This window comes from Curtobacterium sp. VKM Ac-2887, from assembly GCF_015350935.1.
Lineage (GTDB): Bacteria > Actinomycetota > Actinomycetes > Actinomycetales > Microbacteriaceae > Curtobacterium.
In genome coordinates, this window is sequence record NZ_JADKSB010000009.1 from 185,677 (window position 1) to 197,988 (window position 12,312).

At 68.0% G+C, this 12,312-nt stretch carries 14 protein-coding genes; 12 read left to right on the forward strand and 2 right to left on the reverse strand.

The window, feature by feature from the left end:
• Window positions 1-139 precede the first annotated feature (139 nt).
• From ITJ69_RS12550 to ITJ69_RS12565, 4 genes are all read left to right on the forward strand, one after another.
• Entirely contained in the window at window positions 140-943 is an 804-nt protein-coding gene (locus tag ITJ69_RS12550; RefSeq protein ID WP_194672916.1) for a hypothetical protein, read from the forward strand.
• On the forward strand, window positions 940-2,121 hold the full coding sequence (locus tag ITJ69_RS12555) for a sensor histidine kinase (protein WP_323743094.1): 1,182 nt from the start codon (window positions 940-942) through the stop codon (window positions 2,119-2,121). Before ITJ69_RS12550 ends, ITJ69_RS12555 begins: the two co-directional genes overlap by 4 nt.
• Window positions 2,118-2,774, forward strand: coding sequence for a response regulator (locus tag ITJ69_RS12560; protein ID WP_131880846.1), 657 nt, complete (start codon window positions 2,118-2,120; stop codon window positions 2,772-2,774). The genes ITJ69_RS12555 and ITJ69_RS12560 overlap by 4 nt, the downstream gene beginning before the upstream one ends.
• A gap of 99 nt (window positions 2,775-2,873) precedes the next feature.
• On the forward strand, window positions 2,874-3,740 hold the full coding sequence (locus ITJ69_RS12565; RefSeq protein ID WP_323743097.1) for an arginase family protein: 867 nt from the start codon (window positions 2,874-2,876) through the stop codon (window positions 3,738-3,740).
• A gap of 13 nt (window positions 3,741-3,753) precedes the next feature.
• Here the strand turns inward: ITJ69_RS12565 and ITJ69_RS12570 are convergent, their stop codons facing one another.
• The gene (locus ITJ69_RS12570; protein WP_194672919.1) at window positions 3,754-4,575 is read right to left on the reverse strand and encodes an ornithine carbamoyltransferase; all 822 of its coding nucleotides are present in this window, start codon (window positions 4,573-4,575) and stop codon (window positions 3,754-3,756) included.
• Between the two features lie 130 nt (window positions 4,576-4,705).
• Between ITJ69_RS12570 and ITJ69_RS12575 the strand changes: the two genes are divergently transcribed.
• From ITJ69_RS12575 to ITJ69_RS12605, 8 genes are all read left to right on the forward strand, one after another.
• Window positions 4,706-6,028: an MATE family efflux transporter gene (locus tag ITJ69_RS12575; RefSeq protein WP_194672929.1), complete on the forward strand. Its 1,323-nt coding sequence runs from the start codon at window positions 4,706-4,708 to the stop codon at window positions 6,026-6,028.
• A gap of 68 nt (window positions 6,029-6,096) precedes the next feature.
• Window positions 6,097-7,269: a lipopolysaccharide biosynthesis protein gene (locus ITJ69_RS12580; protein WP_194672920.1), complete on the forward strand. Its 1,173-nt coding sequence runs from the start codon at window positions 6,097-6,099 to the stop codon at window positions 7,267-7,269.
• A gap of 254 nt (window positions 7,270-7,523) precedes the next feature.
• A complete protein-coding gene (locus ITJ69_RS12585; RefSeq protein ID WP_228505519.1) occupies window positions 7,524-8,702 on the forward strand; it encodes an XRE family transcriptional regulator in 1,179 nt (392 codons plus the stop codon).
• The gene (locus ITJ69_RS20750; protein WP_323743095.1) at window positions 8,699-9,013 is read left to right on the forward strand and encodes a DUF4411 family protein; all 315 of its coding nucleotides are present in this window, start codon (window positions 8,699-8,701) and stop codon (window positions 9,011-9,013) included. Before ITJ69_RS12585 ends, ITJ69_RS20750 begins: the two co-directional genes overlap by 4 nt.
• On the forward strand, window positions 8,961-9,179 hold the full coding sequence (locus tag ITJ69_RS21095) for a DUF4411 family protein (protein ID WP_416354934.1): 219 nt from the start codon (window positions 8,961-8,963) through the stop codon (window positions 9,177-9,179). The genes ITJ69_RS20750 and ITJ69_RS21095 overlap by 53 nt, the downstream gene beginning before the upstream one ends.
• A 188-nt stretch (window positions 9,180-9,367) precedes the next feature.
• A complete protein-coding gene (locus ITJ69_RS12595; RefSeq protein WP_194672923.1) occupies window positions 9,368-9,922 on the forward strand; it encodes a hypothetical protein in 555 nt (184 codons plus the stop codon).
• Between the two features lie 799 nt (window positions 9,923-10,721).
• Window positions 10,722-11,276, forward strand: coding sequence for a hypothetical protein (locus tag ITJ69_RS12600; protein WP_123291680.1), 555 nt, complete (start codon window positions 10,722-10,724; stop codon window positions 11,274-11,276).
• A 23-nt stretch (window positions 11,277-11,299) separates the two neighbouring features.
• Window positions 11,300-11,758, forward strand: a complete 459-nt coding sequence (locus tag ITJ69_RS12605; RefSeq protein WP_131921972.1) for a hypothetical protein — start codon at window positions 11,300-11,302, stop codon at window positions 11,756-11,758.
• Here ITJ69_RS12605 and ITJ69_RS12610 read toward each other — a convergent pair.
• A complete protein-coding gene (locus tag ITJ69_RS12610; RefSeq protein WP_131921973.1) occupies window positions 11,748-12,116 on the reverse strand; it encodes a hypothetical protein in 369 nt (122 codons plus the stop codon). The two genes, ITJ69_RS12605 and ITJ69_RS12610, sit on opposite strands and share 11 nt — an antisense overlap.
• Window positions 12,117-12,312 lie beyond the last annotated feature (196 nt).

Here is a 12,312-nt window from a genome sequence, read left to right on the forward strand (position 1 = left end):
TTCCGTCCGCCGGGTCCTTCTCAAGGAGGAGGTTCGCCGACCCCACATCTCGTGTCCGGGGAGGACGCGGTGGTGTGGTCACGCTCCCTACCGTGGTCTCGTCGGGATGTACCCGACGTGGTGGAGGGTGATGATGACGATGACGAACACGCCGGCAACTGTGGATCGCCGTGGGGTGGTGTGCTTCACGTTGGCGGGAGCGCTCACGATCGCAGTGGTCGTGTGGCCGGCAGCGATCGCCGGTTGGGCCTCGGGGACGCACCTGTCCGTCGCGGCGCTTCCCGGAGCCGTGGCCTCGGGGTTCGCGCAGTGGGTGGGGTCCGGGCGGACGTCGAGTTCGCCGTTGGCCGCCGCGGTGTCGTACTGGACCGTGTTCCACGTCGTGAAGGCGATCGTCGCGGTCGCCCTGCTGGTCGTCTTGGTCCCGGTCGGGCAACGTGTCTGGACCGCGTTCGCACGGGCGCGATCGCGGGGGCGTCGCGTCGGGCTGTTCCTGGTCGGCGTCCTGGGTGCTCCGATCGCCCCGGTCGTGCTGCTGGTCGTGATGGCGAACGTGCAGGGTGCGGTGGCGCCGCTGTCATCGGTGCTGAACTTCCTCCCGATGGACGGCACCTCGGTGCTGCAGGTCCGCGGTGAGCTCGCGTCCGGGACGATGACCCCGCCGTTGGCCGCACTCATCGATGACTTCCGCCGCTACCACGCAGCGCTCGTCGTGACCGCGGTCGCTGCGATCATCGTGGTCGTCGCCGGGACGGTGGCGATCTGGGTGCAGCGTGCCCGCACTCGGAAGTCCGATCGGCATCTCCGCCGGGTGCTCGCCGGCGGCGGGATACTGCTCCCCGGGATGCTGCTGTTCCTCGGGATCGTGCTCCTGGCGAACCTGTCGACCGTCTCGGACACGGCACCCGCCCTGGCCGCGTTCTTCGACGGCAGCGGGATGTGAGGGTCCTGGGTCACGACAGCACGGTGCGGCAGCGGTGGCGGGCGCACCCGATCGTGGCGGATGCCGTCATCGCCGGTGCTCTCGCCGTCGCGGTGGCACCGCAGCTGGTCTTCCACGCCCGGGCCGGTGACCCGCTGCTCGTGGCGTACGTCACGCTGTCGCTGACGATGATCGCGCCGCTGACTGTGCGTCGACGATGGCCAGTGGCCATCTTCTTCGGCATCAGCGTCGTCGCTGCCGTGCAGTGGTCGATCGGGGTGCAGCTCGCTGCGGACGTGAGCGTGCTGGTGGCGCTGGCGACGGTCGCCGCCCACCGCCCGGTGCGGGACACCGCGGTCGCGGTCGGGATCGCCGAGGTGGGCGCGGTGGCCGCGTCCGTCACGTGGCCGCACGGGCTCCACGTCACCGAGATGCTGACCGTCCTCACCGTGTTCGTCCTCGCGGCGACCGCGTGCGGTGCGTCGGTCCGCAACCACCGCCGCGTGGTCGCGGTCCTGCAGGAGCAGAGCGCTCGGGCACAGCGTGAACGTGAGCAGCAGACTCTGCTCGCGGTCGCCGACGAGCGCACCCGGATCGCGCGGGACATGCACGACGTCATCGCCCACGGCCTCGCCGTGATCGTCACCCTCGCGGCAGCCAGTACCGGCAGGGCGGCTCGGCAACCGGAGCGCGTGGACGAGGCCGTCGGGTTGATCGAACGCACCGCCCGCACGGCTCTTGCCGACACCCGTCACGCGGTCGGGACGATCCGAGCGAGCGATGGACTGCTGCCCACGCCGAGCATCGACGGGGTACCCGCGCTGCTCGACCTCGTCACCGCAGCCGGCCTGCGCGCCACACTGCAGACCGACGGCGCCGTCGACCGAGTTCCGGCAGCGATCGGGGTCGCCGTGTACCGGGTGACCCAGGAGGCCATCACGAACACCCTCAAGCACGCGAGCGCGACCACGTTCACCGTGAACATCACGGCCTCGCGAGACGAGCTCGTCCTCGGCATCGAGGACGACGGCACCGGAGGCGCGCACGAGACCCGAGCCGGCGGCTCCGGGCTGGTCGGGATGGAAGAACGCGTCACCCAGCTCGGCGGCATCCTCGAGGCGGGACCCGATGGCACCCGTGGATGGCGGATCGCTGCTTCGATCCCCCTCGCCATCCGGCCCGGAGGAGCACGAGCATGACCATCCGCGTGCTCCTCGTCGACGACCAGGCCCTCATCCGGATGGGGTTCCGGCTCATCCTCGACGACACAGAGGACATCACGGTCGTCGGCGAGGCCCCGGACGGTCGGAGCGCCATCCGTCAGGCGAACGCACTTCGCCCGGACGTGATCCTCCTCGACATCCGGATGCCCGGCATGGACGGTCTCGAAGCCACCGGACGACTCCTCGCCGACGACCCCGACGCGAAGATCCTGATCCTGACCACCTTCGACCTCGACGAGTACGCCTACCGGGCGCTCCGTGCCGGTGCCAGCGGATTCCTGTTGAAGGACGCGCCGGTCGCCGAGCTCCTCGCGGGCGTCCGCGCCGTCGCTGCCGGCCATGCCGTGACCGCGCCCCGCATCACACGGCTCCTGCTCGATCGCTTCGCACCGCAACTCCCCACCGGGCCGCTGCAGGCACCGGACGGGCGCGCACTCCCGAACCTCACCCAGCGGGAGAACGAGGTGCTCCTCCTCGTCGCGAAGGGCCAGTCGAACGCCGAGATCGCCGCAGCGCTCGGCATCGGCGAGGTCACCGTCAAGACCCACGTCGCCGGAGTCCTCACCAAGCTCGGCCTCCGCAACCGCATCGCCGCAGCGATCTACGCCCACGAACACCACCTCACCTGATCGACAGCGAGGCGGGCACCGTCTGACACACTCAGTCGGGTGATCGCGCTCGTCTCTGCCCCGACGAATCTCGGCCTGCGGCCACCAGAGCCAGGCGCGGTGCCCGGCACGGCGAAAGCACCCGAGGCGCTCCGCGAAGCCGGCCTCCACCGCCGGTTCGCGGAGCAGGGAGCTGCTGATGCCGGCGTGGTCGTTCCCGGCCGTTACGTCGACGATGACGCAACCCGTGCTCCCGGTGTCGTTCGCAACGAACGCGCCATGATCGACCACGCGCGGCGGCTCGCCGACCGCATCGACACGGTGCTCGCCTCCGGAGCCGCACCGTTGGTCATCGGCGGAGACTGCAGCGTACTGCTCGGCGCTGGCCTCGCGATGAAACGACGGGACGGCGTCGGATTGGTGCACGTCGATGGCCACACCGACTTCCGGAACCCGGGCAACAGCGACGTGTGCGCGAGCGTGGCCGGGGAGGACCTCGCCGCCGCCGTCGGGCACCACTGGCCGGCGCTGGCCGACATCGACGGTGCCGGCCCGTACTTCGATGCTGCACGAACTGCTCACGTCGGCTGTCGTGACGACGACGCCGAGCTCGCGGAGGTCCGCTCTGTGCTCGGCGCAGTCGTCCCGACCTCGGAGTGGCGCGCCCGTGGCACTGCCACAGTCGTCAAGGCCCTGCGGACGACGGCGGGTGCGGCGGGCTACTGGTTGCAGGTCGACGTCGACGTGCTCGACGCAGCGGTGATGCCCGCCGTCGACAGTCCCGACCCGGGCGGCTGCACGCCACACGAGCTGATCGAGCTGCTCCGCGCGCTCGCTCCCCGTGCCGTCGGCGCATCGATCACCGTCTACGATCCGGATCTCGACCCGGACGGCACGCATGCCCGACTCCTGACAAAGGTCCTCACAGCCAGCCTCGGCGGCCTCGGCGGTGAGCTGCAGGAGCCGCGACCTGCAGCGGATCGGTGATCAGGACGCCTGCTCAGCCGAGGCCGAGGCAGAACGCCATGACGGCTTGCTGTACCGGGAGGAGTCCGGCCTTGAAGTCGTGTCCGACGAATGCGGCGTGTTCGACAGCGTCGACACTGACCTCACGGCCGCGCAGGAACGGCGGACACGGGTTGAAGCGGACTCCCGGCGGCGCGAGGTCGAGGAGGGCCGCCGTGATCCGATACTGCTCGAGCGCGTCAGCGTGCGCACCGGGACCGTCAGTGAGGACCACGTCCGCAGACCGAACAGCTGCCTCGAGGTCGTCGGTCCACGCAGCCCCCGGGGTTGCGAGTTCGGCCGGGCAGCACTGGATGAGGTCGAGGTGCAAGACGCGAGCGGCTTCCTGCCACGCCCTGGCGATGTTGCCGTCCGCGCCCACGAAGAGGAAGCGCATCGCGGTGATGTCGCCCCGCTGCTGCAAGGCGTGAAGGTCGGACAGCACCTCGCACGGATGGTTGTCGTCCGTCATCGCGTTCACGACCGGCAACGCGTGAGCCGCAGCCAAGGCCTGGACCACGGCGAGGTCGTGGTGGCGCACCACGACGATGTCGACCCAGTTCTCGAGGTAGCGAACGACATCTGACAGCGCCTCCGGCTTGTCGAGTGTCGTGTCCGGGAACACGATCGGTTCGAGCCCCATGAGCGAAGCGCCCCGCTCGAACGTCGCCCTGGTGCGCAGACTCGTCGGCGGGAAGAACATGACCGCCGCGCCATCCGTCACGGGCCCCCGGCCCGCACGGTATTCGTCAGCCAGGTCGAAGACTGCGTCGACGTCAGATGCAGACCAGTCATCGAGCTTGACGAGAGAACGCATCCGAGCAGCGTAGGGGCCGGGACACCGAGCCATCCAGCAGGACCGGCCAAGTCGACGATGGCGACCATCACCGGGTGTGCGAACGATGCCCGTGCCCCATCCCCGCCAGAATGGCCCGGTGCCCCGAACGATGACAGCCGCAATCACTGCCGAACGGCGTGCGGTCGATCGCGACATCGTGCGGCTGGCCGTGCCCGCGCTCGGCGCGCTCGTGGTCGAGCCGCTCTTCCTGCTCACCGACACCGCACTCGTCGGGCACCTCGGTGCGACACCCTTGGCGGCCGTCGGACTCGCGAGTGCCGTGCTGTCGACCGTGACCGGGCTGCTGGTGTTCCTGGCGTACTCGACGACGCCGGCCGTGGCCCGCGCGCTCGGCGGGGGCGACCGACGAGGCGCAGTGCACGCCGGCATCGACGGGATGTGGCTCGCGCTCGTGCTGGGAGTGGTCCTCGCGCTCGTCGGGTGGCCGCTCGCCGGGCCGCTCGTCGACCTGTTCGGTGCGTCGCCCGACGTCTCGGCGGCGGCGACCGCGTACCTGACGGTGTCGCTCATCGGGCTGCCCGGGATCCTGGTCGTCACCGCCTCGACCGGGCTGCTGCGCGGGCTGCAGGACACGAAGACCCCGCTCGTCGTCGCGACCATCGGGTTCGTCGCGAACGGGCTGTTGAACGCCGTCCTGATCTACGGCGCGGGGTGGGGCGTCGAGGGGTCCGCCGCCGGCACCGTCATCGTGCAGTGGGCGATGGCGATCGTCTACGTCCGGATCGCGGTGCGCGCCGCGCGATCGTCGGGAGCGCCGCTGCGGCCCGGCGCCTCGGGCGTCGTCCGGGCGCTGCGGTCCGGGGCCTGGCTGTTCCTGCGGACCGCGTCGTTGCGGATCGCGATGCTCGCGACCGTCGGGGCCGCTGCCGGGCTCGGGACCGCGGGACTCGCGACCACGCAGGTCGGGCTGACGGTGTTCTCGACCCTGGCGTTCGCGCTCGACGCCCTCGCCATCGCCGGGCAGGCGCTCGTGGGGCACGGACTCGGCGGAGGTGACCCGGAGCGGGTGCGACTGGTGACGCGGCGGCTCGTGCTGCTCGGGATCGCCGGTGGGGCGCTGCTCGGCGTGGTGACCCTGGCTGTCAGTGGTGTGCTCGGGCCGGTGTTCTCGGACTCCCAGGCGGTGCGGGACGCGCTGCCGCTCGTGCTGGTGCTCATCGCCGTCGGGATGCCCGTCGCCGGGTACGTCTTCGTGCTCGACGGGGTGCTGATCGGCGCAGGGGATGCGCGGTACCTGGCGATCGCGGGAGGCGTGAACCTGGTCGTGTACCTGCCGCTGCTGTGGTGGGCGGGAGGGACGCTCGCCGGGTTGTGGGCGGCGTTCGCCCTCGGGTACATCGGGGTCCGGGCGGTGACGCTCGGGGTGCGCGCGCATCGGCGTGGATGGGTGGAACAGGCGTTGGCGCGGTGAGCGGGTCTGGTTCTTCCAGCGGGGCTTCTGTGCCTGTGGCTCCGTCGTCTTCTGTGGCGTCGTCGGCCGTGCTCGCTACGGTCGGGATCGGGGTGCAGGGCGTCGCGAAGCTGCTCGTGACCGTCGTCGTCGGGCGGGTGTTCGGCACCGAGACCCTCGGGCAGACCACGGCGCTGTTGTCCCTGTCGGTGTTCGTCGCGCTGCTCTGGCCGAACGCCGCGGGCAACACCGCCTCGCGGTACCTGGCGATCGCGTTGCGGGGTCGGCGGTCGGACGCCGCGGTGAACCAGTTGCTCGGGATGTCGATGCTGGTGTCGACCGTGGTGCTCGCCGCGGTCACCGTGCCGATCGCGGTCGCCTGGGGCAACGGCCCCGGCATGGTGCTCAGTGGTGTCGGGGTCGTCATCGGCTACGGCCTGTACTGCTACGCCCGCGGAGCGCAGCTCGGCTACGGCCGGGTACCGCGGGTAGCGCTCTGGGACTCGGTGACGAGCGTGCTCGCGCTCGGGATGCTCGTGGTGGCGTGCGTCGCTCGGCTTGAGCCCTTCGTGCTGCTGCCCCTGGCCATCGGGTACACGGTGTTCGCGATCGCGTGCTGGCCGCGGGGGAACGACTTCGGCCCTGCCGCTCGCGAACCCGCCGCCGGGGTGCTCGGGTTCGCGGCGTGGAACGTGCTGGCGGTGGTGACCTCGAACGGGTTGCTGCAGTTGACGATGATCTCGGCGCAGGTGACCTCGTCGGCGCACGAAGCCGGGGTCTACGCGGCGGCGTTCACCCTGGCGACGCCGGCGTCGATGCTCGGGCAGGCGTTGGGGCAGGTGCTCGTACCGGCGTTTGCGCACCGGACGGATGGTGGGTCCTTGCGGTCTCGCGGAGCGCTGATGCTCGTCGTCGGGTTCGCCGCTGCTTCTGCCGTCGTGTTCGGTCTGGTGGCGCTGCTCGCCGGGTGGTTCCTGCCGATCGTCTACCCCGCCGAGGGCGCTGCCGCCGTGGCGGACCTGCGGTACTTGATGGTCGCGGTGTGGGTGTTCACCGTCGGGCTCGTGCCTGCGGCGCTGCTGCTCGCATCGGGGCGGTCACGGCAGGTGGCGTTGGCCTCGGTCGCCGGGTTCGTCGTCGGTGCTGGGCTCATGGCGGTGCTCGGGCCGGTGGCCGGCGTCGCGGGTGGGACGACGGGGTTCTTGGTGGGGAGTGCTGTCAACCTCGTGGCGGTGGTGGGGCTCGGGGTGCGGCGGCGCTGATTCCTCCGCACATGGTGGGCGTCCGTGGGGCGCCTCTTTGACGTCCCGTCGTTCGGAATCGTTTCGGACCACCTATCCGAGAACGCCGCCCTCAGGAAGCACGGGGTTCGAGGGGGAGCTGGACCGCTGCGCACGCGGTCGCGGTAGTCGACCGGCTATCGAGACGCGACGTTCTGCTGTTGGCCGCGTCCCGGGGCATGAGCGTCGTTGCAGGTCTGTACGCTTTCGATCATGGGTAGCCCGGGGGTGAGGTGATGGCGGTGCAACGTCATCTCGCGGTCGAGCCGAACGTATTGGTTTGGGCGCGTGAGTCTGCTCGGCTTGGCGTCGATGAGGCTGCGGCTCGCATCGGAGTAAGTGCTTCGCGAATCGATCAGTGGGAGCGGGGGACTCACCAGCCCACGATCATCCAGCTGCGGAAGGCGGCTGCCGCGTACAACCGGCCGCTCGCTGCACTGTTCATGCCGGTCCCGGTGCAGGACGAGACGGTCTTCGATGTACCCGACTTCCGTCGTCCTGAAAGCGAAGGGGACGAGTCCGCGATCCTGCGAAGGGCGATTCTTCGTGCTCGGCGTCAACAGGATGCGTTGCATGAAGCGCACGACGACCTTGGGGAGTTGCCGTTCCCTGTGCTGCAGTCAGTCGAGGTTGACTCCGACGACGCTGAGCGCTCCGGCGCGCTCGTGCGTCAACAGCTTGCCCTTGACGAGCTGCCCGCTCGGCTGTGGTCGAAGCCCGCCGAGTTGCTGCGCGAGCTGGTCAGTCGTGTCGAGTCCCGCGGCTACCTCATCATCCAGGTGCAGCGCGTCCCGATTGCCGAGATGCGCGGCTTTTCGATCGCTGATGATCTCGCGCCGGTCATAGCGTTGAACGGCAGCGACTGGCCGCGCGGCAAGGTCTTCACGCTGCTGCACGAGCTCGCGCACTTGGGGCTTCGTAGCGGCGCGCTGTGTGACCTCAGCCGGGTGGGCGCCTCACCCGAGGAGCGGTTCTGCGACCAGGTGGCGGCCGCGACGCTGATGCCGGCGCGGCAATTCCGGGCGGAAACCCGTCGACGGGACGTGTCATCCCGCTCCTATGACGACCTTCGCGGACTCGGCGATCGCTTCGGGTCCAGCGCGGAAGCGGCCTTGCTCCGAATGGTGAACCTCCGGCTGGCGAGCTGGGATGACTACACGCTGATGCGCGCGGAGTTCCGTTCCGCGTACGAGCTGTTCAAGCGCGACGAGAAGGACGCGCGCGCGGGGAAGGACTCACCAATCTACTACCAGCTCAAGGTCCGTGATCTCGGTCGGCCGTTCATCGCGTCGATGCTGCGTGCACACAACGAGGGTGTGCTCAGCTCCCGCGATACCGCGCACCTTCTCGACGTGTCGTACGACAAAATTCCGAAGCTGCTCGAACGGATCAGGACCGATGAGGTGTTGGTGTGAGCGGCGGGCAGGTGTACTCCGTCGACACGAGCGCGCTCATCGATGGAATGGAGCGGTTCTACCCGCGACGCAATTTCCCGGCATTGTGGGAGCGCATCGACCTGCTCATCGACGATGGCCGCATGCACATCTCCGAAGAGGCATGGTCGGAAGCAACCTCGGTGGATGCGCCCGTGCGGGAGTGGTGCGAGGAAGGGCGCCGGGCGAGAGCGCAGCGTCTACGCAACCACGGCAGCAGTTGCGGCGGTCGCTGGACAGATCGGCGCGCAGTTCCCGAATTGGGTCAAGCAGGGCCGGAAGAACGGTGCTGACCCGTTCGTCATCGCCGTCGCAGAGGTCGAGGGCGGCATGGTCATCTCGGGCGAGACGAATGGCGGCCCCGGCCGGCCGAAGATCCCGTATGTGTGTGGGCAGCGGCAAGTGGGCCATGGTCGGCTGGTGGACTTGATCACTTCCGAGGACTGGGTAATCGGCTGACGATCATGCCCTGGGACGTGAGCAACGGGGAGAGGCGAAGTCGCCTCTCCCCGTTGAACTGTCGCTGAGCGGTCTTTGGCCCGCCCGTCGCTCGAGCGGCTCCGGACCGTCTCGGACACCGATCTGCTCCCGGACAGCAAGGCCCCCCAAACGGCGTCGAAGGCAGCAACGTCGAATAGCTTCTTGGCATGACACTGACCCTCACAACGCCGGCCACTGCCACGGGCAGCGCGGGAATCGACTGGTGGTCAGTGCTGACTGACGCGGGCATCCCTGCGCTCGCACTCTTGCTCTCCGCCGCCGTAGCGATTGGCCTGGCACGCCGAGAGCGTCGAGCTGCCGACCGCTCTCGGCTCCTAGAACGACGAGATCGCATGCTCGAAGGCATCCTCTCCGAACTGGCGTTCTTCGCCACTGTCAACCCGGAAGCCGAACCCTGGGCGGATCACTTCCGCGTTCTTCGCGCCCAGGTCGTGCTTCTGCAGACCCTCCCGGGAGCATCCAATCTAGCTGCAGGTCGATGGCTTGCCGCGGAGTGCCAACTCGGCACCAGTCAGATGGCGATCGCCATGCAAACTGCCGACCAGCTGCCCGCATCAATGCGCGACCCCTTGGTCTATATGGAAGACACGCACCGGTGGGCGCAGCGAACCACTTTGGATCTTGCGAAGTGGATGCGGAACGACCTGCGGGACGAAGACCTGCGGGCTCGCGAGAAGACCCTCACGAAGTTGTCTCGATAGCCGATCAGCCACCGGACAGCGGCCAACTACGCCTCACTGCCATCAAGTGACCTGGTTGGGTGGTATCCATGTGGATCCCCGGACTCATCGCTGGGCCAGCAATCGTTGCGGTGGCGGTCACTGCGTTCGTGCGTCCGGCGCCGATCGCGCAGTACTTCGTTGACGCCCAGTGGAGCAGCCGCGGTCCGCAGAGTGCGATGACGCCGGGACTCGTCCGTGTGCTCGCTGTAGGGCTGGCAATGATCGGCATCGTCTGGACACTCCTATCCATCTTCGGTCACCCCGAGTGACCGGAGAGTCGCAGGCGCGACCAAATCGAGTCCGGTAGGCGATCGGCTACCGGACGCCCGTAGCGTCGTGATCATCAACTGCCGCTGAAGAGTTCGATAAGCAGGAGGGTGATGCCCGTCACCGCCACAGCAGCATTGCGCGCGCACAGCGCCTTCCGGGGGCGATGGCTCGGCTGCCTTCGCTGACGAGTTTGCTGCAACTCCGATCCGCGACCTCCGAAAGGGGTACAAGCTAGTGGGGCGAAACACCCGCTCGAGACATCGCGGCTCGTCTGTACGGTTATTCAGGTACGCCGACAGCAACGAGAATGGCTTCAACGATGAAGTTCAGAACCGCCGCCTTCAGCGCAGCGACCCTTGTCCTCCTCAGCACTCTCGGGCTTGCTGGCCCCGCCAGCGCGGCCACGTCAGCGACCGACGACAACGGCGCAGCTGGTCAAGCCTGCGTCCAAGCGGCAACCGACCTCACCAGCAGCGGTGGAACAGGCGACTTCGCCTGCCTCATCACCATGTCCTCCGAAGAGGCGGCGAACCTCGCGCCACAGTCGAACGCCCGTGCCGACAGCGTCGGCTGCTATAACAGCACCCCCGTGCGCACGATCTGGGCTCCATCGTCGAGCGACATCGTCTACGGCGTGATCTACGGACAGGCGAACGACCCGACCAACGGCTCCTGGAGCAACTGCATCGACCTCACGTTCACCATCGGACTGCAGACCGACAAGCACATCTTCGGCCTGTCCGCTTTCTCCGTCCTCCGCAACTACAACGTGGACCTCAGCGGTGGCATCACTCTTGAGCAGATGGAAGGACTCCTGCCCAGCCGGACGGTGGACTCCACGGGCTACTCGAACCTCTCCGGCGACGGCTTCAACTTCACCGGCTCGATGGGCGGAACACACAACGGCACCTACATCTTCAAGCTCGGCAACATGAAGATCCAGGACTACGAGCGTGCGCACACGTTCAACCTCAACCTCGACCTCTCCACGTACCGTTTCCTGTGCACCCCGGGAGACAGCTGCCGGTACCCGGACGGCAAGGAAGCGCCGGTCTTCGGCTGAAACACCTAAGAGGAGGAGCGCACGTGAACAACCGCATCGAGGCAATTCGTGAAGCCATCAGAGCAGACACCGACCGTAGCGTCACCGCGACAGTCCTCATGCAGGACTTCAACGGTGTCGACGAGTGGAGTGTGAAGACCGACCTCCGGGACGCCAGCTGGACCGCCATCCACGTTGCAACGCAACGCACCATCGTCTCCGACGGCTACAACGAGCGCATCGGTGAGGGGCACAGCAAGCGCCCCCATCCGGCCGCGAGCCTCATCTATCCCGACAGCATGTTCATCTGGGGTGGTGATCAGTCCGACTGGCATCCGACCGACGCAGAAGACGGGGACGGCTTCACCGTGCTCGTCCTTCGACACCGATTGGACCGTTCTCTCCTTGCTTCCATCACCTACGACCAAGAGCTGAATCTCTTTAGCAGGTTCGACTCGCCAACCCGCCTCATCCACCTTCGAGACGCCGCAGTCAGCCGGTGACAGGTACGTACGCCGTCACCCTTTCGTTGGGCGATGACGAGGGCATGAGGTCGTCCTTCTTCCCACGGATGAGGAAGATCGCCAGGAGCGATGCGATGACCATGGCGATGCCGGAGGCGAGGAACGCGGCTGAGTATTCGTCGGTGAACGCAGTCAGCTGGTCACCACCGGCGGCGAGGGTGTGCTCGACGGCGCTGGCGTAGAAGACGGTAAACACGGCCAGGCCGATCGATCCGCCGATGTGGAAGGTCGAGTTGACGGTCGCGGAAGCGACGCCGGCATCCTCGGGCTGCACACCGGTGAGGGCGAGGTTTTGCAGCGGCACGAAGAGCATCGCCAGTCCAATCCCGAGGAGCACGAGCGCAGGGAGGCTGAACTAGGACCAGCCAGTAAATAGCCGGCAGGCCAACGAATCGAGGGGTGCGATGGACCTGTCTCGGTAGACAATCCTCAATCGAGACGGGCTCCGACACAATACACGACCCTCGAACAGGTTACATTTCCCACAACAAATATTACGATGCGGTAACGGGGTACGGGGTTCCAATCTCCTC